Source organism: Pseudomonas sp. F-14 TE3623 (assembly GCF_053629015.1).
On the sequence record NZ_JBRJHM010000001.1, the window covers coordinates 476,632 to 496,033 of the forward strand.

General features: G+C 59.2%; 22 protein-coding genes and 1 pseudogene. 16 read left to right on the forward strand and 7 right to left on the reverse strand.

What is annotated here, in order from left to right; all coding sequences use genetic code 11:
* Positions 1-226: 226 nt before the first annotated feature.
* Positions 227-589 carry a cupin domain-containing protein gene (locus AB7M29_RS02205; RefSeq protein ID WP_217856861.1) on the forward strand — a complete coding sequence of 121 codons (363 nt, stop codon included), beginning with the start codon at positions 227-229 and terminating at the stop codon, positions 587-589.
* A gap of 136 nt (positions 590-725) precedes the next feature.
* Here the strand turns inward: AB7M29_RS02205 and rpmG are convergent, their stop codons facing one another.
* Together rpmG and rpmB are read right to left on the reverse strand one after the other, a co-directional pair.
* The gene (gene rpmG / locus AB7M29_RS02210) at positions 726-881 is read right to left on the reverse strand and encodes a 50S ribosomal protein L33 (RefSeq protein WP_007894709.1); all 156 of its coding nucleotides are present in this window, start codon (positions 879-881) and stop codon (positions 726-728) included.
* Positions 882-892: 11 nt separating this feature from the next.
* Positions 893-1,126, reverse strand: a complete 234-nt coding sequence (gene rpmB / locus AB7M29_RS02215) for a 50S ribosomal protein L28 (protein WP_007894701.1) — start codon at positions 1,124-1,126, stop codon at positions 893-895.
* Between the two features lie 445 nt (positions 1,127-1,571).
* On the opposite strand from rpmB, the gene AB7M29_RS02220 reads away from it, so the two are divergent.
* Entirely contained in the window at positions 1,572-3,158 is a 1,587-nt protein-coding gene (locus tag AB7M29_RS02220) for an ABC transporter substrate-binding protein (RefSeq protein ID WP_454246238.1), read from the forward strand.
* Between the two features lie 132 nt (positions 3,159-3,290).
* Here the strand turns inward: AB7M29_RS02220 and radC are convergent, their stop codons facing one another.
* Positions 3,291-3,965 (reverse strand): RadC family protein, encoded by a 675-nt coding sequence (gene radC, locus AB7M29_RS02225; protein ID WP_038980746.1) that lies wholly within the window; start codon positions 3,963-3,965, stop codon positions 3,291-3,293.
* A 135-nt stretch (positions 3,966-4,100) separates the two neighbouring features.
* Here radC and coaBC point away from each other — a divergent pair, with 135 nt between their 5' ends.
* The 7 genes and pseudogenes from coaBC (at position 4,101) to AB7M29_RS02260 (ending at position 9,852) form a co-directional block, all read left to right on the forward strand.
* Complete coding sequence (coaBC, locus tag AB7M29_RS02230; RefSeq protein WP_007894693.1) at positions 4,101-5,309, forward strand: bifunctional phosphopantothenoylcysteine decarboxylase/phosphopantothenate--cysteine ligase CoaBC; 1,209 nt, start codon at positions 4,101-4,103, stop codon at positions 5,307-5,309.
* 5 nt (positions 5,310-5,314) lie between these two features.
* A complete protein-coding gene (dut, locus tag AB7M29_RS02235; protein ID WP_007894692.1) occupies positions 5,315-5,770 on the forward strand; it encodes a dUTP diphosphatase in 456 nt (151 codons plus the stop codon).
* A gap of 350 nt (positions 5,771-6,120) precedes the next feature.
* A pseudogene (locus AB7M29_RS02240) lies at positions 6,121-7,497 on the forward strand (phosphomannomutase/phosphoglucomutase); the annotation flags it as partial.
* A gap of 25 nt (positions 7,498-7,522) precedes the next feature.
* On the forward strand, positions 7,523-8,428 hold the full coding sequence (gene argB, locus AB7M29_RS02245; RefSeq protein ID WP_008007602.1) for an acetylglutamate kinase: 906 nt from the start codon (positions 7,523-7,525) through the stop codon (positions 8,426-8,428).
* Positions 8,429-8,631: 203 nt separating this feature from the next.
* On the forward strand, positions 8,632-8,892 hold the full coding sequence (locus tag AB7M29_RS02250) for a zinc ribbon-containing protein (protein WP_217856864.1): 261 nt from the start codon (positions 8,632-8,634) through the stop codon (positions 8,890-8,892).
* Positions 8,893-8,909: 17 nt separating this feature from the next.
* Positions 8,910-9,482 (forward strand): hypothetical protein, encoded by a 573-nt coding sequence (locus AB7M29_RS02255; RefSeq protein ID WP_038980739.1) that lies wholly within the window; start codon positions 8,910-8,912, stop codon positions 9,480-9,482.
* On the forward strand, positions 9,469-9,852 hold the full coding sequence (locus tag AB7M29_RS02260; RefSeq protein ID WP_217856865.1) for a hypothetical protein: 384 nt from the start codon (positions 9,469-9,471) through the stop codon (positions 9,850-9,852). Before AB7M29_RS02255 ends, AB7M29_RS02260 begins: the two co-directional genes overlap by 14 nt.
* Before the next feature lie 42 nt (positions 9,853-9,894).
* Here the strand turns inward: AB7M29_RS02260 and pyrE are convergent, their stop codons facing one another.
* Positions 9,895-10,539, reverse strand: a complete 645-nt coding sequence (gene pyrE, locus AB7M29_RS02265; RefSeq protein WP_007894680.1) for an orotate phosphoribosyltransferase — start codon at positions 10,537-10,539, stop codon at positions 9,895-9,897.
* Between the two features lie 82 nt (positions 10,540-10,621).
* Between pyrE and AB7M29_RS02270 the strand changes: the two genes are divergently transcribed.
* A complete protein-coding gene (locus AB7M29_RS02270; RefSeq protein ID WP_007934608.1) occupies positions 10,622-11,401 on the forward strand; it encodes an exodeoxyribonuclease III in 780 nt (259 codons plus the stop codon).
* A 176-nt stretch (positions 11,402-11,577) separates the two neighbouring features.
* On the opposite strand, the gene AB7M29_RS02275 is transcribed toward AB7M29_RS02270, so the two are convergent.
* Positions 11,578-11,946, reverse strand: coding sequence for a DUF4870 domain-containing protein (locus AB7M29_RS02275; protein ID WP_217856866.1), 369 nt, complete (start codon positions 11,944-11,946; stop codon positions 11,578-11,580).
* A 29-nt stretch (positions 11,947-11,975) separates the two neighbouring features.
* Entirely contained in the window at positions 11,976-12,698 is a 723-nt protein-coding gene (gene rph, locus AB7M29_RS02280) for a ribonuclease PH (protein ID WP_123720220.1), read from the reverse strand.
* Positions 12,699-12,967: 269 nt separating this feature from the next.
* On the opposite strand from rph, the gene AB7M29_RS02285 reads away from it, so the two are divergent.
* The 6 genes from AB7M29_RS02285 (at position 12,968) to AB7M29_RS02310 (ending at position 18,258) form a co-directional block, all read left to right on the forward strand.
* A complete protein-coding gene (locus AB7M29_RS02285; protein ID WP_454246239.1) occupies positions 12,968-13,831 on the forward strand; it encodes a YicC/YloC family endoribonuclease in 864 nt (287 codons plus the stop codon).
* A gap of 11 nt (positions 13,832-13,842) precedes the next feature.
* Positions 13,843-14,463, forward strand: a complete 621-nt coding sequence (gmk, locus tag AB7M29_RS02290) for a guanylate kinase (RefSeq protein WP_052964483.1) — start codon at positions 13,843-13,845, stop codon at positions 14,461-14,463.
* A gap of 167 nt (positions 14,464-14,630) precedes the next feature.
* Positions 14,631-14,894, forward strand: a complete 264-nt coding sequence (gene rpoZ, locus AB7M29_RS02295) for a DNA-directed RNA polymerase subunit omega (RefSeq protein ID WP_007894670.1) — start codon at positions 14,631-14,633, stop codon at positions 14,892-14,894.
* A gap of 57 nt (positions 14,895-14,951) precedes the next feature.
* Complete coding sequence (gene spoT, locus AB7M29_RS02300; RefSeq protein ID WP_038980727.1) at positions 14,952-17,057, forward strand: bifunctional GTP diphosphokinase/guanosine-3',5'-bis pyrophosphate 3'-pyrophosphohydrolase; 2,106 nt, start codon at positions 14,952-14,954, stop codon at positions 17,055-17,057.
* 24 nt (positions 17,058-17,081) lie between these two features.
* The gene (locus tag AB7M29_RS02305; protein ID WP_003177257.1) at positions 17,082-17,462 is read left to right on the forward strand and encodes a RidA family protein; all 381 of its coding nucleotides are present in this window, start codon (positions 17,082-17,084) and stop codon (positions 17,460-17,462) included.
* A 55-nt stretch (positions 17,463-17,517) separates the two neighbouring features.
* Entirely contained in the window at positions 17,518-18,258 is a 741-nt protein-coding gene (locus tag AB7M29_RS02310; protein WP_048396255.1) for a hypothetical protein, read from the forward strand.
* Positions 18,259-18,395: 137 nt separating this feature from the next.
* On the opposite strand, the gene AB7M29_RS02315 is transcribed toward AB7M29_RS02310, so the two are convergent.
* Complete coding sequence (locus AB7M29_RS02315; RefSeq protein ID WP_454246240.1) at positions 18,396-19,253, reverse strand: SDR family oxidoreductase; 858 nt, start codon at positions 19,251-19,253, stop codon at positions 18,396-18,398.
* Positions 19,254-19,402 lie beyond the last annotated feature (149 nt).

Sequence of the window (19,402 nt, forward strand, 5' to 3'; positions counted from 1 at the left end):
CGAGTGTCCTCCTCTTATTGAATACGACTGCCCCGCGTTCTATGCGGGTGCTGTCAGGAATTCTGCCCGGCCAGCCTGCTTTTCGGCTCAAGGCAACCGTTACCCTAAACCAGCGGCCGGTAATGTTTCAATATATTTGACACAAGGCTGGCAAACGGCCTTGCGATGTTCATTTTAATAAACATAGACTTTCAACTTTCCAGCGCAATCACGGGGGAATACCAGCATGAGCATTCAGGATATCGTCGATTTCAGCCAGGCCAACACCCAGCCCGATCGTTATCGGCCCGACCCTGCAAAAGTCCTCAAGGGTGACCCCGAGCAAGCGGTGTACAACCACTACAACAGCCCGTGCGGCCAGATGAGTGCAGGTGTCTGGGAAGGCGAAGTCGGCCAGTGGCTAGTGAACTACACCGAGCACGAATACTGCGAAATCGTTCAGGGGGTTTCAGTGCTGCGCGACGCCGATGGCAACGCCAAGACTCTGCGTGTGGGCGATCGCTTCGTGATTCCGGCCGGTTTCAAAGGCACCTGGGAAGTGCTGGAGCCGTGCCGCAAGATCTATGTGGTGTTTGAACAGAAGGCTTGAGGATTTGTGTTGCCCTCACCAACCTCATCGCGAGCAGGCTCGCGATGAGGCCCTGCCAGACAACACTAAACCCATAGGCAACAAAAAAGGCCCGTATCTCGCGATACGGGCCTTTTTCGTAAGAGGGAAAAATCAATTACTTGATTTTGCCTTCTTTGTAGATCACGTGCTTACGAACAACCGGATCAAATTTCTTGATCTCGATTTTGTCCGGAGTAGTGCGCTTGTTCTTGTCGGTAGTGTAGAAGTGACCAGTACCGGCGCTCGAAATCAAACGAATCAATTCACGCATGATTAGCTCCCTTAGATCTTGCCGGCTTTGCGGATTTCGGCCAGCACGACAGTGATGCCACGCTTGTCGATGATACGCATGCCTTTGGCAGATACGCGCAGACGCACGAAACGTTTCTCTTCTTCAACCCAGAAGCGGTGATGCTGCAGGTTCGGCAGGAAACGACGACGGGTTTTGTTGTTTGCGTGGGAAATGTTATTCCCAGTCACCGGACCCTTACCGGTAACTTGACATACTCTCGACATGCCTCAGCCCTCTAAAACCACATGCCCAACCCGGCATGGGTTGGCCGCTTAATCTCTCAGTCATTTGGCGCCAGGCGCCGCGTTTCTTTAGAGGTCTTACCGGCTACACCTACAGTGAAGGAACCGGGCCCCTAGAAAAGAGCGCTGCTTTATACCAGAAAGACTGGAGAGCAACAACATTCCGTGTGCGCGAACTTGATAAATTCCCCCTTTTCCTGGCGCCGGGCGCCTTGGATAAAGGCTGTCGACGATTAAGACCGCTCGTCGCAGAGAATCGGCAAACCGACCGATTCCGGGTTTTCCTCGGCCCGCATCACCGAAAACAAGCGCACATAGTCCCCTTAAAACGAAAAAGGGGATAGTCATTTGCAAAAGAGCCCACTAGGGTAAGCCTTTTCCAGACTGCACTTGCAGATGGGCCTTCGATCTGTAAAGGAATCCGACCATGCGCCTCGCTGCCCTACCGCTGCTGCTCGCCCCGCTTCTACTGAGCCCCCTGGCCCATGCTGCCGCCTTGAGCGTCTGCACCGAAGCCAGCCCGGAAGGGTTCGATGTGGTGCAATACAACTCGCTGACCACCACCAATGCCTCGGCCGATGTGCTGATGGACCGCCTGGTGGACTTCGACACGGCCAGCGGCAAAGTGGTCGCCAGCCTGGCGGACAGCTGGGAAGTCACGCCCGACGGCCTGACCTACGTCTTCAAATTGCACCCGCAGGTGAAATTTCACCGTACCGAATACTTCAACCCGACGCGCGACCTGACCGCCGAAGACGTGAAGTTCAGCTTCGACCGCATGCTCGACCCGGCGAACCCGTGGCACAAAGTCGCCCAGAGCGGCTTCCCGCACGCCCAGTCGATGCAGTTACCGGCGTTGATCAAGAAGATCGACGCATTGGACCCGCTTACCATCCGCTTCACCCTTGATCACCCGGACTCGACTTTCCTGCCAACCCTGACCATGGGTTTCGCCTCGATCTATTCGGCTGAGTACGCGGACAAACTGCTGAAGGCTGGCACCCCGGAGAAACTCAACAGCCAGCCGATCGGCAGCGGCCCGTTCATCTTCACGCGCTTCCAGAAAGACGCCTCGATTCGCTACAAGGCCAACCCGGATTACTTCCGTGGCAAGCCGTCGGTTGACCCGCTGATCTTCGCCATCACCCCCGATGCCAACGTGCGTTTGCAGAAGTTGCGCCGCAACGAGTGCCAGATCGCCCTGTCGCCCAAACCGCTGGACGTACAGGCGGCGCAGAAAGAATCGACCCTGAAAGTCGAAAAGATGGACGCCTTCATGACCGCCTTCGTTGGCATCAACAGCCAACATCCGCCGCTGGACAAGCCTGAAGTACGCCAGGCGATCAATCTCGCGTTCGACAAGGCCAACTACGTCAAAGCCGTGTTCGAAGACACCGCCGAACCCGCCAATGGCCCATATCCGCCCAACACCTGGAGCTACGCCAAAAACCTCTCGGGCTATCCCCATGATGTCGAGAAAGCCCGCGCTTTGATGGCGAAGGCGGGACTCAAGAGTGGTTTCCAGACCACCATCTGGACCCGCCCTTCCGGCAGCCTGCTGAACCCCAATCCGAGCCTCGGTGCGCAATTGCTGCAGTCCGACCTGGCGGAAATCGGCATCCAGGCAGAGATTCGCGTGATCGAATGGGGCGAGCTAATTCGCCGCGCCAAGGCCGGCGAGCACGACCTGTTGTTCATGGGCTGGGCCGGCGATAACGGTGACCCGGACAACTTCCTCACGCCGCAGTTTTCTTGCGCGGGGGTCAAATCCGGCACCAACTTCGCCCGCTACTGCAACCAGGACCTGGACAAGCTGATCAGCGCCGGCAAGACCACCGGCGAGCAAGGTGTACGCACCAAGCTCTACGAACAGGCCCAGGCGCAGATCCAGCAACAGGCGTTGTGGCTGCCACTGGCGCACCCGACGGCCTTTGCGCTGACACGCAAGGATGTGCAGGGTTATCAGGTCAGCCCGTTCGGTCGTCAGGATTACTCGAAGGTCAGCCTCAAGTAATCCGCCTCGCCACAAAACCCTGTGGGAGCGGGCTTGCTCGCGAAAGCGGTCTGTCAGTAGACATTGATATCGACTGACACGACGCCTTCGCGAGCAAGCCCGCTCCCACAGGGGTTGCTTACCTCTAGCCTCTTACATCCACCCATACTCGGCCATGGACAGCGGATCGCCGTCACCAACTATGAAATGGTCGAGCACCCGCACATCGATCAGATCCAGGGCCTCTTGCAGGCGCTTGGTCAGCATTCGGTCGGCTTGACTGGGGTCTGGGTTACCCGACGGATGGTTGTGACACAGGATCAGCGCTGCGGCGTTGTGAGCCAGGGCGCGCTTGACCACCTGCCGCGGATAAACGCTGGTGCTGTCGATGGAGCCGCGAAACAGCGCCTCAAAGGCCAGCACCCGGTGCTTGGAATCGAGAAACAGGCAACCAAACACCTCGTGAGGCTCATGGCGCAGCATCGACTTGAGGTAGTCACGCACCGCCAATGGATTCTCCAGCACCGAGTTGTGACGCAAGCGCTCGGCCAGATGCCGCCGGGCCATTTCCAGCACTGCCTGCAACTGGGCGAACTTTGCCGGCCCAAGGCCAAGCTGACCGCTGAAGGTCGGCTGATCGGCCTCCAGCAAGGTGCGCAGGCTGCCAAATTGATGCAGCAGGTGTCGCGCCAGATCGACCGCGCTTTTACCGGACACGCCGGTTCGTAGAAAGATTGCCAGCAACTCGGCGTCTGAAAGACTTGCCGATCCCTGCTCAAGTAGCTTCTCCCGCGGTCGCTCCGCCGCCGGCCAATCGCGAATGCTCATAGCACCTCCATGTATGTGGGCGCCGCTGTTCCATAGCGGTCGCTGTGATATCGTAGCCCATCTTTTTTGCTGGCGAATTCATCCCTGGGGAGGGGGTATCGCCAAGCAGTCATCAACGAAATGAAAGGCAGACCTATGCAGCGGCTGTATCGGAAACGCATCGTTCTGGGCGTCGGCGGCGGCATTGCTGCTTACAAGAGCGCCGAGCTGGTTCGCCGCCTGATCGACCAGGGCGCCGAAGTGCGCGTGGTCATGACCCGTGGCGGCAGCGAATTCATTACCCCGCTGACCATGCAGGCGTTGTCCGGGCATCCGGTCCATCTCGATTTGCTGGACCCGGCGGCCGAAGCCGCGATGGGCCACATCGAGCTGGCCAAATGGGCCGACCTGGTGCTGATCGCTCCCGCCACCGCGGACCTGATCGCCCGCCTGGCCCAAGGCATTGCCGACGACCTGCTGACCACGCTGGTGCTGGCCACCGACGCGGTGGTCGCGGTTGCCCCGGCGATGAACCAGGCCATGTGGCGCGACCCGGCGACCCAGGCCAACCTGCAAACCCTCGAAAGCCGCGACCTCAAAGTCTTCGGCCCAGCCTCCGGCAGCCAGGCCTGCGGCGACGTCGGCATGGGTCGCATGCTCGAAGCCACCGACCTCGCCCAGTGCGCGGCAGACTGCTTCCAGCGCCAGGCGCTGACCGGCAAACACGTGCTGATCACCGCCGGCCCGACCCAGGAAAACATCGACCCGGTGCGCTACATCACCAACCACAGCTCCGGAAAAATGGGCTTTGCCCTGGCCGAAGCCGCGGTAGAAGCTGGCGCCCGCGTGACCCTGATCACAGGTCCCGTGCACCTGCCGACCCCGGATCGCGTCACGCGCATCGACGTGGTGAGTGCCCGCGACATGCTCGCTGCCTGTGAAGCGGCGATCCCTTGCGACCTGTTCATCGCCTCGGCCGCGGTCGCGGACTACCGCCCGGAAGTCGTCGCCCCACAGAAACTCAAGAAAGACCCTACGAACGGCGACGGCTTGTTGCTACAGATGGTGCGTAACCCAGACATCCTGGCCACCATCGCCACCCGTCCCGACCGTCCGTTCAGTGTCGGCTTCGCTGCCGAAACCGAACACCTGCTCGATTACGCTGCTCGCAAGTTGAAAGACAAGAACCTCGATCTGATCGTCGCCAACGACGTCGCGAACCCGAGTATTGGCTTCAACAGCGAAGAAAACGCCTGCAGCGTGATTGACCGTGAGCTGCACGCCACACTCTTCGCCCAGACCAGCAAGAGCAAAATCGCTCGCCAGCTGATCACTTTTATCGCCGAACGTCTGAACCAGGTTTAATTTACATGCACGCTTTGCAAGCCAAGATCCTCGACCCACGCATCGGTACCGAATTCCCGCTGCCACAGTACGCCACGCCAGGCTCCGCCGGCCTCGACCTGCGCGCCATGCTGGAAAAAGATACCGTCATCAAGCCGGGCGAAACCCTGCTGATCCCTACCGGCCTATCGGTGTACATCGGCGATCCGGGCTTGGCGGCCTTGATTCTGCCGCGCTCCGGCCTGGGCCATAAGCACGGCATCGTGCTGGGCAACCTGGTCGGCCTGATCGACTCCGATTACCAAGGCCCGTTGATGGTGTCGTGCTGGAACCGTGGCCAGACCGATTTCAACATGGTGGTAGGCGAACGCCTGGCCCAGTTGGTGTTGGTACCGGTAGTTCAAGCCCATTTTGAAATGGTCGAAGAGTTCGTCGAAACCCAGCGCGGCACCGGCGGCTTCGGCCACTCCGGCAGCCACTGATCCGAAAGATGGCAACCTTGTGGCGAGGGGGCTTGCCCCCGTTGGGCAGCGAAGCGGCCCCAAACTCTGTGAGTCATTACCGATTTTTGTGAGTGCTACGCACTCAAGCGGGAGCAAGCTCCCTCACCAAAAATTGCACAGTCGTCATCAGGAAGGTTTACCACTGAAAATCAAGGCATTGAACGGCAATTGCTCGCTGATGCTGATGGCATGGCCTTTTCACACCACGAACTCTCGGTGGAAAACACCGTCATACCCTTCAGTTTGAGCCAGCCCACGAATTTTTCGCAGGCTTGTCCAGCCACTTTCAAGATGGAGCATTCCTACAGATGAGCACCCCAGCCCAAGTCGCACCCAAGTTCCCCGACAGCATCTTCCGCGCCTACGACATTCGCGGCACCGTCCCGGAATTCTTGAACGCTGAAACAGCTTATTGGCTTGGTCGCGCCATCGGCTCCCAGAGCCTGGCCCAGGATGAACCGAACGTTTCAGTCGGCCGCGACGGTCGCCTGTCCGGCCCGGAACTGGTCGAGCAACTGATCAAGGGCCTGGCCGACAGCGGTTGCCACGTCAGCGACGTCGGCCTGGTGCCAACGCCTGCGCTGTACTACGCCGCCAACGTTCTGGCCGGCAAATCCGGCGTGATGCTCACCGGTAGCCACAACCCGTCGAACTACAACGGCTTCAAGATCGTCATTGCCGGCGACACCCTGGCCAACGAACAGATCCAGGCCCTGCACGAACGCCTCAAGACCAACAATCTGAGCAGCGGCAAGGGCAGCATCACCAAGGTCGAGATCCTCGACCGCTACAACACTGAAATCGTCCAGGACATCAAACTCGCCCGCCGCCTGAAAGTGGTGGTCGATTGCGGCAACGGCGCGGCCGGCGTGATCGCCCCGCAGCTGATCGAAGCCCTGAACTGCGAAGTCATCCCGCTGTTCTGCGAAGTCGATGGCAACTTCCCGAACCACCACCCGGACCCGGGCAAGCCTGAAAACCTGGTGGACCTGATCGCCAAGGTCAAGGAAACCAACGCCGACCTGGGCCTGGCTTTCGACGGCGACGGCGACCGTGTAGGCGTTGTTACCAATACCGGCAGCATTGTTTTCCCTGATCGCCTGTTGATGCTGTTCGCCCGCGACGTCGTGGCGCGCAACCCGAACGCGGAAATCATCTTCGACGTCAAATGCACCCGTCGCCTGATCCCGCTGATCAAGGAATACGGCGGTCGGCCGCTGATGTGGAAGACCGGTCACTCGTTGATCAAAAAGAAAATGAAACAATCCGGTGCCCTGTTGGCCGGCGAAATGAGCGGGCATATCTTCTTCAAGGAACGCTGGTTCGGTTTCGACGATGGTATTTACAGCGCCGCGCGGCTGCTGGAGATCCTCAGCAAGGAAAAATCCACCGCGGAAGAGCTGTTCGCGACCTTCCCGAACGATATTTCTACGCCAGAGATCAATATCCATGTGACCGAAGAGAGCAAATTCAGCATCATTGACGCACTGCACGATGCGCAATGGGGTGAAGGCGCCGACCTGACCACCATTGACGGCGTGCGAGTCGACTATGCCAAAGGCTGGGGCCTGGTTCGCGCCTCCAACACCACACCGGTGCTGGTGCTGCGCTTCGAGGCCGATGACGAGGCTGAATTGCAGCGCATCAAGGATGTGTTCCACGTCCAGCTGAAACGCGTTGCACCTGATCTCCAATTACCGTTTTGATCTTCTGAAGTACCCGGAGCCCTGAATGACCCTCGAACGCGAAGCCGCCGCCAACACCGCCAAGGTCCTGTCCGAAGCGCTGCCTTATATTCGCCGCTATGTCGGCAAGACGCTGGTGATCAAATACGGCGGCAACGCGATGGAAAGCGAGGAGCTGAAAACCGGCTTCGCCCGCGACATCGTGCTGATGAAAGCCGTGGGCATCAATCCGGTGGTGGTTCACGGTGGCGGCCCGCAAATCGGCGACCTGCTCAAGCGTCTGTCGATCGAGAGCCACTTCATCGATGGCATGCGCGTGACTGACGCGCAGACCATGGACGTGGTGGAAATGGTCCTCGGCGGCCAGGTCAACAAGGACATCGTCAACCTGATCAACCGTCATGGCGGCAGCGCCATCGGCCTGACCGGTAAAGACGCCGAGCTGATTCGCGCGAAAAAGCTCACTGTTACCCGTCAGACGCCGGAAATGACCCAGCCGGAAATCATCGATATTGGCCAAGTGGGCGAAGTGGTCGGCATCAACACCGACCTGCTGAACCTGCTGGTCAAAGGCGATTTCATTCCGGTGATCGCGCCAATCGGCGTCGGCGCCAACGGCGAGTCGTACAACATCAACGCCGATCTGGTGGCCGGTAAAGTGGCCGAGGCACTGAAAGCCGAGAAGCTGATGCTGCTGACCAACATCGCCGGCCTGATGGACAAGTCGGGCACGGTTCTGACCGGCCTGACGACCCAGCAGGTCGACGACCTGATCGCCGACGGCACTATCTACGGCGGCATGCTGCCGAAGATTCGTTGCGCACTGGAAGCGGTACAGGGCGGCGTGGGTAGCTCGTTGATCATCGATGGTCGGGTGCCGAACGCGATTCTGCTGGAAATCTTCACCGACACCGGTGTGGGCACCTTGATCAGCAATCGCAAGCGTCACTGATTCAAGCCTTAAAACGATCGCAGCCTTCGGCAGCTCCTACAAAAGCGGATTTTCGGATGTACGAAAACCCCGTAGGAACTGACGAAGTCTGCGATCTTTTTTATGCGTGCAGGAAATGCCTGACCTGACTAAGCGAAACGTCTGACATCGCGAAGTATGCAATCTGCATAGGATTTTCCCTGAACCCACAGGAGATCTACCTCATGCAAAAAGACTATGTCCCATACGGCAGCGATGTTTCACCTGGCACCTATGCCTGCGTTGATTGCGGTCATGAGTATTCGAACCAGGCCAAAACCTCAATGCCGCCGTGCCCGCAACTCCGGAAAACCCCACACACCCGCCATGGCTGGAAAATTCTTACCGGTCAGGGCGATGCCGCTAGTGATCCGTACCCAGAGAAAGCCAGTAAACCCGTCAGGATCAAAAAGGCCGAGACGCTCAGCAGCACCAGCAAAGAATAATCCTGGAGGACTGAGCCATGCAGATCTCGTTCACGATCGACGCCCAGGCCTTCGACCTGGAACAAAAGGAACCGGTCAAAAAGACGCTGAGGATTTCCGACCACGAAATCGCTCATGCCCTACAGCGAATAGCCAAGGCGAGCCTGACCGAATACCTGAAAATGCTGGTCGAAGGCGGCATGCCAAGCAGGGCCGATGAGGCGAAACAGGATCGTCTGCTGTATCTGATTCAGAGTTACTTCGGGCAAACGCTGCCGACCGAATCGCAGATATCAACGATCTTCCAACTGACCCAGAGCCAAAGCAAAACGCTCCTGAAGAACACGGTCTCGCGGTTTCGCAATCAACTCGACGACATCCTGCAGAACAGCATGCGGGCCGTGATCGAAACCGCAGACCATGCGCAGACGGTTTACCTGGTCGTCATCAGCTCCGACGTCATTCGTGATGAACTGAACATGCTGATCACCCAGAACGAGCCGACCTTCAAGCCCATCACCAAACGCAAAGGCAGCGCCGGGCTGTTCGAAATCAGCGAAGACTCTCACGACTTGCTGTGCAGGACGCTTGGTCTGAATGCCGTTCAGTGACATCGTCGCGGTCAGCGGTTTGCTGCTGACCCTGACCACTTTCATGTTCAATCTGGCGTGGCCCAGGCTACATGAAGCGTTGGAACTGGATGAAAAACAATCAGGTCCGCAGGCGAGAAAACGCAGCCGGGAACAGGTCATAAGTGTTTTCTTCAGCTGTGCATTACCGCTGACCTGCACTTTCGTGGCGCTGTTTTACGTCAATTTGCCGGCCGCCGTGCGGATCACGCGTAGCAGCACGCTGGATCTGTGGGATTTCGATGTGGGTCGTACGCTTTATGTACTTGTGGCCTGCGCGCTTCTGGCGTTTGCGGCGCTCAACGTTTGGCTGACTGTGCGGCTCATCGCCAAATGGTGCCACCTGCGCTAGGTACCACCCAAAGAAAAGGCCCTGTAAACAGGGCCTTTTCTATTAGACGCCGAATTGGGCGCGGTAGGCTTCAACTGCCGGCAGGTGTTGCTTGAGCTGCGGGTCATCCGCCAGGAATTCGAGAACCTGGTTCAGCGAAACAATGCTGATCACCGGGATGCCGAAGTCACGCTCCACTTCCTGAATGGCCGACAATTCGCCGTTGCCCCGCTCCTGACGGTTCAGGGCGATCAACACGCCCGCGGCCTTGGCGCCGTCCTGGGAAGCGATGATCTGCATCACTTCCCGGATGGCGGTGCCTGCGGTGATCACGTCGTCGATGATCAGCACGTCGCCAGTCAATGGCGCGCCGACCAGGCTGCCGCCTTCGCCGTGGGCCTTGGCTTCCTTGCGGTTGAAGCACCATGGCAGATCACGACCATGATGTTCGGCCAGCGCCACGGCAGTAGTCGCCGCCAACGGGATGCCTTTGTAGGCCGGGCCGAACAGCACATCGAACGAAATACCGCTCTCGACGATGGCTGCCGCATAGAAACGACCCAGCTGCGCCAGGGCGGAACCCGAGTTGAACAGGCCGGCATTGAAGAAGTAAGGACTGGTGCGCCCGGACTTCAGGGTGAACTCACCGAAGCGCAAAACGCCACGATCAATGGCAAAACGAATGAAGTCGCGTTGATACGCTTGCATGAAAAAAACCCCAAATACCACGGATTTAGCTAATTAGGTAGACGCCGTGTATCATACCCGCACGCGATTTTTGGGGCCACTTATGCGGATCATCAGTGTGAACGTCAATGGTATTCAGGCTGCAGTCGAGCGTGGTTTGCTCAGTTGGCTGCAAGCACAGAATGCCGACGTCATCTGCCTGCAGGACACCCGCGCCTCCGCCTTTGAACTGGACGATCCAGCCTTCCAACTGGATGGCTACTTCCTTTATGCCTGCGAAGCCGAAGTTCCCGCCCAAGGTGGCGTGGCTTTGTATTCGCGGTTGCAACCGAAGGCAGTCATCAGCGGTCTCGGCTTCGAGACGGCCGACCGCTACGGGCGTTACCTGCAAGCCGATTTCGACAAGGTCAGCATCGCGACCTTGCTGCTCCCTTCGGGGCAGAACGGCGATGAAGATTTGAACCAGAAGTTCAAGCTAATGGACGACTTCGCCCGTTATCTGGATAAACAGCGACGCAAGCGTCGCGAGTACATTTATTGTGGCTCGCTGTACGTGGCGCAACAGAAGCTGGATATCAAGAACTGGCGCGACAGCCAGCAATCCCCGGGCTTCCTGGCACCTGAGCGTGCCTGGATGGACGAGATTGTCGGCAACATGGGTTATGTCGATGCCCTGCGCGAAGTCAGCCGTGAAGGCGACCAGTACAGCTGGTGGCCGGACAACGAACAGGCCGAGATGCTCAACCTGGGCTGGCGTTTCGACTACCAGTTGCTGACCCCGGGCCTGCGCCGCTTCGTACGCAGCGCACGCCTGCCACGTCAGCCACGGTTCTCGCAGCACGCACCGCTGATCGTGGACTACGACTGGACGCTGACTATCTAAGCGTCTTTTCGCAGATGCAAAAAAGCCGACATCACTGTCGGCTTTTTTGTGGGCAATGATTTGCTTTCTGTGGGAGCGGGCTTGCCCGCGATGAGGCCGTCACAGTCAACAGATGTGTTGCCTGCCAGATCGCTATCGCGGGCAAGCCCGCTCCCACAGGAAATCTTTGCTGGCTATTATTTCACCAGGCGCCAAGTAAACGGATACCGGTACGGGAACCCTTCATTGGCTTTCACGCCGGCAATGATCGTCAACACCAGTGCACCGATCGCGACCAGACCAAACAGGAAGAACCCGATGATCACCACCATCAGCAGGAAGCAGATGGCGGAAGCAATGGCGACGGTGATTTGAAAGTTCAGCGCTTCCTTGCCTTGCGCGTCGATGAACGGGTCTGACTCGCGCTTCATCTGCCAGAGAATCAGCGGCCCGATCAGCGTGCCGAACGGCAGCCAGATCCCCAGCAAGGCGGACAGGTGACAAAACATCGCCCACTGACGAACCTCTCGGCTCGGTGTGGGTAGCGGCAGTTGCTCGTCACTCATGGCGTCCTCCTTGCGTGGAGCGGGTCCGGTCAGTCGGCCAGTGCAGCCTTCTGCAGTTCGAAAATCTCGTTCATGCCTTTCTTCGCCAGCGCCAGCATCGCGTTCAGCTCTTCAGGCTGGAACGGCGCGCCTTCGGCAGTGCCCTGAACTTCGATGAAGCCGCCAGTGCTGGTCATCACCACGTTGAGGTCAGTCTCGGCAGCCGAATCTTCCAGGTAATCGAGGTCAAGCACAGGCTCGCCCTGGTACATGCCCACCGAAACGGCAGCGATCATTTGCTTGAGCGGGTCGCCGCCTTTGAGGCCGCCGCGCTTCTTGATCACTTTCAAGGCGTCGATCAGTGCAACCATCGCACCGGTGATGGACGCGGTGCGGGTGCCGCCGTCAGCCTGGATCACGTCGCAGTCGACGTACAGGGTGACGTCGCCCAGCTTGGTCATGTCCAGCGCCGCGCGCAGGGAACGGCCGATCAAACGCTGGATTTCCAGAGTACGGCCGCCTTGTTTGCCGCGGCTCGCTTCACGCTGGTTACGTTCGCCAGTGGCGCGCGGCAGCATGCCGTATTCGGCGGTCAACCAACCCTGGCCCTGACCTTTCAGGAAACGCGGCACGCCGTTCTCGACGCTGACGGTGCAGATGACTTTGGTATCACCGAACTCGACCAGCACAGAACCCTCGGCGTGTTTGGTGTAGTTGCGGGTAATGCGGATCGAGCGGAGCTGATCGGCAGCGCGACCACTTGGACGTTTCATAGGGATTACCTGTACGGAGGACGGAAAACTGCCGAGCATTATAGAGCCGCGGGCCGCGAGTGGGCACTTCTAAAAAAATCGCCCGACGATTGAAGCCCCTGAATAGAGCTTAGCCGACGGCCTGCAGCTCTTTGTCACAGCGTGTGTTTGGGCGCATCCGCCCCACTGCGCTACAATCCTGCGCCTTTGCTGCCTGTCGGCTTTAATTCACAGATAGCGGGTCCGCGGAACCATGGGTTACGCGCCGACCTGCATTGCGAGGTACCTCCATGGTGCACAGCATGACCGCCTTCGCCCGCGTCGAGAAAGCCGGCGTCCAGGGCACCCTGAGCTGGGAATTGCGCTCGGTCAACAGCCGCTACCTGGAACCCCACCTGCGTCTGCCGGAATCTTTCCGCGACCTCGAAGGCGCGGTCCGCGAAGCCCTGCGCCAGGAACTGTCCCGGGGCAAGCTCGAATGCACCCTGCGCTTTACCGAAGAAAGCACCGGCAAACCGCTGCAAATGGACCGCGAGCGCGCCGCGCAACTGGTCGCTGCCGCCGAGACGGTCGCCAGCCTGATCAAGAACCCGGCCGCACTGAACCCGCTGGAAGTCCTGGCCTGGCCCGGCGTGCTGGTGGCCGATGCCGCCGACCCGCAAGCGCTGAATGCCGAAGCCCTGGCGCTGTTCCATCAGGGCCTGAAAGAACTCAAGGCCGGTCGCGAGCGCGAAGGCACTGAGCTGGCGCGATTGATCAACGAGCGCCTGACCTCTATTGAAGGGGATGTGGTGATCCTGCGCGAGCTGGTTCCGCAGATGCTCGCCACCCAACGCCAGAAAGTTCTCGACCGCTTCACCGACATGAAGGCCGACCTCGACCCGCAGCGACTGGAACAGGAAATGGTCATGCTCGCGCAAAAGAGCGACGTCGCCGAAGAACTGGATCGCCTGAGCACTCACATCATCGAAGTTCGCCGGGTGCTCAAATCCGGCGGCGCTGCCGGTCGGCGCCTCGACTTCCTGATGCAGGAACTCAATCGCGAAGCCAACACACTGGGCTCCAAAGCCTTCGACCCGCGCAGCACCCAAGCGGCGGTCAACCTCAAAGTGTTGATCGAGCAGATGCGCGAACAAGTGCAGAATATTGAGTAAGGCAACCTGACATGACCCACAGCACCGGCACCCTGTACATCATTTCCGCCCCTTCGGGCGCGGGCAAGAGCAGCCTGGTCAAGGCCCTGACCGACGCTGATCAGGAGATCCGTGTCTCGGTCTCCCACACCACCCGCGCCATGCGCCCCGGCGAAGTGAACGGCGTGAACTATCACTTCGTCGAACGCAGCGAGTTCGTGAAGATGATCGAGCACGGGGATTTCCTCGAGCGCGCCGAAGTGTTCGGCAATCTCTACGGTACCTCGCAAAGCCACCTGCAGCAGACCCTGGATGAAGGCCACGACCTGATTCTGGAAATCGACTGGCAGGGTGCCGAGCAGGTGCGCAAGTTGATGCCCCAGGCGCGCTCGATCTTCATCCTGCCGCCGTCTTTGCAGGCCTTGCACCAGCGCCTGACCAATCGTGGCCAGGACAGCGACGAGATCATCGAAGGCCGGATGCGCGAAGCCGTCAGCGAGATGAGCCACTACGTCGACTACGACTACCTGATAATCAACGACGATTTCGCCCATGCACTGGACGATCTGAAGGCGATTTTCCGCGCCAATCAGCTGCATCAGAAGCGTCAGCAGCAGCGTCATGGCAAATTATTGGCTGAATTGCTCGACTAAACAGCTCTTCCCAAAACCGCTGCAAGGGCTTTACATTGGCACTTATAGCGCGTCGAAGAGCCTGGTCAAAAAATCAGCGCTTCCCTAATCGCTGGTGATTTTTTAAACTGTTGAGTCCGCTCGCCCACCCGGGCAGCGCGCATATTGCATTCGCTCCGAGGAATACCATGGCCCGCGTAACCGTTGAAGACTGCCTGAACCACGTGGAAAACCGTTTTGAACTGGTCATGCTGTCCACCAAGCGTGCCCGTCAACTGGCCACCGGCGGCAAAGAGCCCCTGGTTCAGTGGGAAAACGACAAGCCTACTGTTGTAGCGCTGCGTGAAATCGCCGAAGGCCTGATGAGCTACGAGTTCATCGCCAACGCAGAAATCGTCGAAGACGAACCGCTGTTCGCAGCGTTCGAGGACGAGTCCAACGAGGCAGTATAAGTCCATGCCTGGTCGACGTAGCACGGCGCGGGGTCACAACGAACGGCAGGAATTATCATGCCGAGCATAGACGCCCTCGCCGATCGCTTATCGACCTACCTCGGCAAGGACCAGGTCAATCTGGTCCGCCGAGCGTACTTCTACGCCGAACAAGCCCACGATGGCCAACGCCGCCGCAGCGGTGAGGCGTACGTCACGCACCCACTCGCGGTTGCGAATATTCTTGCCGACATGCATATGGACCATCAGAGCCTGATGGCGGCCATGCTGCATGACGTGATCGAAGACACCGGTATTGCCAAGGAAGCGCTGCAAGCGCAGTTCGGCGAAACCGTGGCCGAACTGGTCGACGGGGTCAGCAAACTGACCCAGATGAACTTCGAGACCAAAGCCGAAGCCCAGGCCGAAAACTTCCAGAAAATGGCCATGGCCATGGCGCGCGATATTCGCGTGATCCTGGTCAAGCTGGCCGACCGCCTGCACAACATGCGCACCCTGGAAGTGCTGTCCGGCGAAAAACGCCGGCGGATTGCCAAGGAAACCCTGGAAATCTATGCACCCATCGCCAACCGCCTGGGCATGCACGCCATCCGCATAGAGTTCGAAGACCTCGGCTTCAAGGCCATGCACCCGATGCGTTCCGCTCGGATCAACCAGGCGGTCAAACGCGCCCGGGGCAACCGCAAGGAAATCGTCAACAAGATCGAAGAATCCCTCAGCCACTGCCTGGCCATCGACGGCATTCAGGGTGAGGTCAGCGGTCGTCAGAAACACCTCTACGGCATCTACAAGAAAATGCGCGGCAAGCGTCGGGCCTTCAACGAGATCATGGACGTCTACGCGTTCCGGATCATCGTCGACAAGGTCGATACCTGCTACCGCGTGCTAGGCGCTGTACATAATTTGTACAAACCGTTGCCGGGTCGCTTCAAGGATTACATCGCGATCCCCAAGGCCAACGGCTACCAGTCGTTGCACACCACGCTGTTCGGCATGCACGGTGTACCGATCGAGATCCAGATCCGCACCCGTGAAATGGAAGAGATGGCCAACAACGGCATCGCCGCCCATTGGCTGTACAAATCCAGCGGCGACGAGCAGCCCAAAGGCACTCACGCCCGCGCCCGCCAGTGGGTCAAAGGCGTGCTGGAAATGCAGCAACGGGCCGGCAATTCGCTTGAATTCATCGAAAGCGTGAAGATCGACCTGTTCCCGGACGAGGTCTACGTGTTCACGCCCAAAGGCCGGATCATGGAGCTGCCAAAAGGCTCCACGGCGGTCGACTTCGCTTACGCGGTGCACACCGACGTGGGTAACAGCTGCATTGCTTGCCGGATCAATCGTCGTCTCGCGCCGCTGTCCGAACCGCTGCAAAGCGGCTCCACGGTCGAGATCGTCAGCGCCCCCGGCGCGCGGCCGAACCCGGCCTGGCTCAACTTCGTGGTCACCGGCAAGGCGCGAACCCACATCCGCCATGCGCTGAAACTGCAACGCCGTTCCGAGTCCATCAGCCTCGGCGAACGCCTGCTGAACAAGGTGCTCAACGGCTTCGACAGCTCCCTGGAAAAAGTCCCGGTCGAGCGCGTGCAGTTGATGCTTCACGAATATCGCCTCGAACTCATCGAAGACTTGCTCGAAGACATCGGCCTGGGCAATCGCATGGCTTACGTGGTTGCCCGCCGCCTGCTCGGCGAAGGCGAACAGCTGCCGAGCCCGGAAGGTCCGCTGGCGATTCGTGGCACCGAAGGCCTGGTGCTCAGTTACGCCAAGTGCTGCACGCCGATCCCGGGCGACCCGATTGTCGGGCACCTCTCCGCGGGCAAAGGCATGGTGGTGCACCTGGACAACTGCCGCAACATCAGCGAAATCCGCCACAACCCGGAAAAATGCATCCAGCTCTCGTGGGCCAAGGATGTCACCGGCGAATTCAACGTCGAGCTGCGCGTCGAACTGGAACACCAGCGCGGCCTGATCGCCTTGCTGGCCAGCAGCGTCAACGCGGCCGACGGCAATATCGAAAAAATCAGCATGGACGAACGCGACGGTCGTATCAGCGTGGTCCAACTGGTGGTCAGTGTGCACGACCGCGTGCACCTGGCCCGCGTGATCAAGAAACTGCGCGCCCTGACCGGGGTCATCCGCATCACCCGCATGCGCGCGTAGCCCACCCTTCACAAGGAGTCATACATGACCAAGACCGTTATCAACAGCGACAAGGCCCCGGCCGCCATCGGTACTTATTCCCAGGCGATCAAGGCTGGCAACACCGTTTACATGTCGGGTCAGATTCCTCTGGACCCAAAAACCATGGAACTGGTCGAAGGCTTCGAAGCCCAGACCGTCCAGGTGTTCGAGAACCTCAAAGCCGTGGCTGAAGCGGCCGGTGGTTCGTTCAAGGACATCGTCAAACTGAACATCTTCCTCACCGATCTGAGCCACTTCGCCAAGGTCAACGAGATCATGGGCAAGTACTTCGACCAGCCTTACCCAGCCCGCGCCGCCATCGGCGTAGCAGCCCTGCCAAAGGGTTCGCAGGTTGAAATGGATGCCATTCTGGTCATCGAGTAATGTGTCCGGCGCAACCCCAGAGGTTGCGCCGATTTCGTTCTGAAAGGATTCCACCATGCGCCAAGCGCTAGCTCTCTCGCTGGTCGCCCTTCTCTTGGGCGGTTGTGCCAGCGACCCTGCCGACCGTGATATCAGCGGCACCTGGATCAATCAGTCGGCGATCGATGCTGCATCCAAAGGCGGCCCCCTGCGCGAAGCGCTCCAGGCCTATGGCCCGAATCTGGAATGGGACGTCAACACCAGGGCCGGTCAGGCCCGTTACACCAATGGTTTTGAAAATGTCGAAGGCAAGCTGCTGGGCGAAGAGTCCGGCGCCTGGAAAGTCGACTTTTATGGCAGCTCCGCCAGCGAGCTGAAGCGTGATGGCAAGCAACTGAGCCAGGCCGCCAACGACAACGAGCCGGAGCAAGTCTTCGACCGTGCAGCGGTCCCGGTGCCGGAAGGCGCACCGATTGGCGCGAGTTTCGAGCGGGCACTGTATTCGGCCTATATGGGCGGCAGCTGGAAAATTCTCAGCGGCCCGGGCGAAGGCAACACCGTGCAATTCCAGGCCGATGGCCAGGTTGCCGGCCTGCCCGGTGCGGATCGTTATGCCCTGTGCCTGGCGGGCGATTGCGCGTCGATGAGCGGCGGCAACGATAACATCTGGCTGCAGGCAAACGGCCAGGGCAATACCTGGATCTTTGCGCGCAAGGGCAAGGAACTGGAGATTTTCCAGACCGTGAATACCGCACTGGCGGACGAGATGCCTTCGTTTACGCCGGGTGATCGCAAATGGTTGCTGGAAAAGCAGTAACCCGGCCCTAAGGCCAACGCAGAATCCATGTGGGAGCGGGCTTGCTCGCGAAAGCGGTGTAACAGTCAACGATGATGTTGAATGTTATGACCCCTTCGCGAGCAAGCCCGCTCCCACATTTGGTTTGTGACTGGAAATCAGCAGCGACCTTCGAGGATCGCAGCGTAGCCTTCGCGGAAACTCGGATACTTCGGCACCCAACCCAACGCCTTCGCCCGGGCATTGCTGCAGCGCTTGCTGCCGGCACGACGCACACTGGCATCCTCGGCCCATTCGGTCACGCCCAGATACTCACGCAACCAGCCCACCACCTCCGCCAATGACGCGGGCGCATCGTCGACGCCTATATAGACATCATCCAGCGCCACGCCACGCCAATCCGCCTCAAGCAGAAACGCCAGCAACCCCGCCGCGTCATCGACGTGAATGCGGTTGGCGTACAACGGTGGATCGATCGCCACGCGATAACCGCGACGGACCTGGGTCAGCAGAAACTCTCGGCCCGGACCGTAGATCCCGGTCAAGCGCAGGATGCTCGCCGGGATGCCGCTATCACGCACCACTTGCTCGGCCTCCAGCATCACACGCCCTGAATAGCCAGCCGCCACGGTCGGCGAGTTCTCGTCGATCCACTCGCCCTCTTGCTGGCCGTAAACGCTGCTGCTGGAAACGAATAGCAGCCGATTAGGCACTTGCCCGTAGTCCCCCAGCCATTCCAGCACGTGCTGCAAACCCTGAATATAAGCGGCGCGGTATCCGGCCTCATCGTGATCGGTAGCCGCCGCGCAATACATCAGGTAATCCACCGCTCCGATTGGCCAGGTCGGCGGGCAGTCTTTATTGAACAAGTCACCGGCAACGCCAATCACCCCTTGGGGCAGGCGTGAGACGTCACGCCGCAAGCCGTGAACCTCCCACCCTGAATTCAGCAATTGCGTGGCCAGACGACTGCCGACATCACCGCAGCCGGCGATCAAAACAGAAGGCGCGGACATCAGAAAACTCCTATCGCAAAGCTACAGACTAGCGTCGGCAAAGCACACGCGGCTAGCAATGAAGGAAAAAAAGATACTCTATTACTTTTGTTAACAAGAATTACTTGCAATAATGCGGGTCACTTTTGTTCTCGGCCTCACGAGGCCTG

Bases quoted from the DNA above. Each gene is read 5' to 3' on its own strand.
- AB7M29_RS02205 (WP_217856861.1), top strand. From the start codon at position 227: ATGAGCATTCAGGATATCGTCGATTTCAGCCAGGCCAACACCCAGCCC.
- rpmG (WP_007894709.1), bottom strand. From the start codon at position 881: ATGCGTGAATTGATTCGTTTGATTTCGAGCGCCGGTACTGGTCACTTC.
- rpmB (WP_007894701.1), bottom strand. From the start codon at position 1,126: ATGTCGAGAGTATGTCAAGTTACCGGTAAGGGTCCGGTGACTGGGAAT.
- AB7M29_RS02220 (WP_454246238.1), top strand. From the start codon at position 1,572: ATGCGCCTCGCTGCCCTACCGCTGCTGCTCGCCCCGCTTCTACTGAGC.
- radC (WP_038980746.1), bottom strand. From the start codon at position 3,965: ATGAGCATTCGCGATTGGCCGGCGGCGGAGCGACCGCGGGAGAAGCTA.
- coaBC (WP_007894693.1), top strand. From the start codon at position 4,101: ATGCAGCGGCTGTATCGGAAACGCATCGTTCTGGGCGTCGGCGGCGGC.
- dut (WP_007894692.1), top strand. From the start codon at position 5,315: ATGCACGCTTTGCAAGCCAAGATCCTCGACCCACGCATCGGTACCGAA.
- argB (WP_008007602.1), top strand. From the start codon at position 7,523: ATGACCCTCGAACGCGAAGCCGCCGCCAACACCGCCAAGGTCCTGTCC.
- AB7M29_RS02250 (WP_217856864.1), top strand. From the start codon at position 8,632: ATGCAAAAAGACTATGTCCCATACGGCAGCGATGTTTCACCTGGCACC.
- AB7M29_RS02255 (WP_038980739.1), top strand. From the start codon at position 8,910: ATGCAGATCTCGTTCACGATCGACGCCCAGGCCTTCGACCTGGAACAA.
- AB7M29_RS02260 (WP_217856865.1), top strand. From the start codon at position 9,469: ATGCCGTTCAGTGACATCGTCGCGGTCAGCGGTTTGCTGCTGACCCTG.
- pyrE (WP_007894680.1), bottom strand. From the start codon at position 10,539: ATGCAAGCGTATCAACGCGACTTCATTCGTTTTGCCATTGATCGTGGC.
- AB7M29_RS02270 (WP_007934608.1), top strand. From the start codon at position 10,622: ATGCGGATCATCAGTGTGAACGTCAATGGTATTCAGGCTGCAGTCGAG.
- AB7M29_RS02275 (WP_217856866.1), bottom strand. From the start codon at position 11,946: ATGAGTGACGAGCAACTGCCGCTACCCACACCGAGCCGAGAGGTTCGT.
- rph (WP_123720220.1), bottom strand. From the start codon at position 12,698: ATGAAACGTCCAAGTGGTCGCGCTGCCGATCAGCTCCGCTCGATCCGC.
- AB7M29_RS02285 (WP_454246239.1), top strand. From the start codon at position 12,968: ATGGTGCACAGCATGACCGCCTTCGCCCGCGTCGAGAAAGCCGGCGTC.
- gmk (WP_052964483.1), top strand. From the start codon at position 13,843: ATGACCCACAGCACCGGCACCCTGTACATCATTTCCGCCCCTTCGGGC.
- rpoZ (WP_007894670.1), top strand. From the start codon at position 14,631: ATGGCCCGCGTAACCGTTGAAGACTGCCTGAACCACGTGGAAAACCGT.
- spoT (WP_038980727.1), top strand. From the start codon at position 14,952: ATGCCGAGCATAGACGCCCTCGCCGATCGCTTATCGACCTACCTCGGC.
- AB7M29_RS02305 (WP_003177257.1), top strand. From the start codon at position 17,082: ATGACCAAGACCGTTATCAACAGCGACAAGGCCCCGGCCGCCATCGGT.
- AB7M29_RS02310 (WP_048396255.1), top strand. From the start codon at position 17,518: ATGCGCCAAGCGCTAGCTCTCTCGCTGGTCGCCCTTCTCTTGGGCGGT.
- AB7M29_RS02315 (WP_454246240.1), bottom strand. From the start codon at position 19,253: ATGTCCGCGCCTTCTGTTTTGATCGCCGGCTGCGGTGATGTCGGCAGT.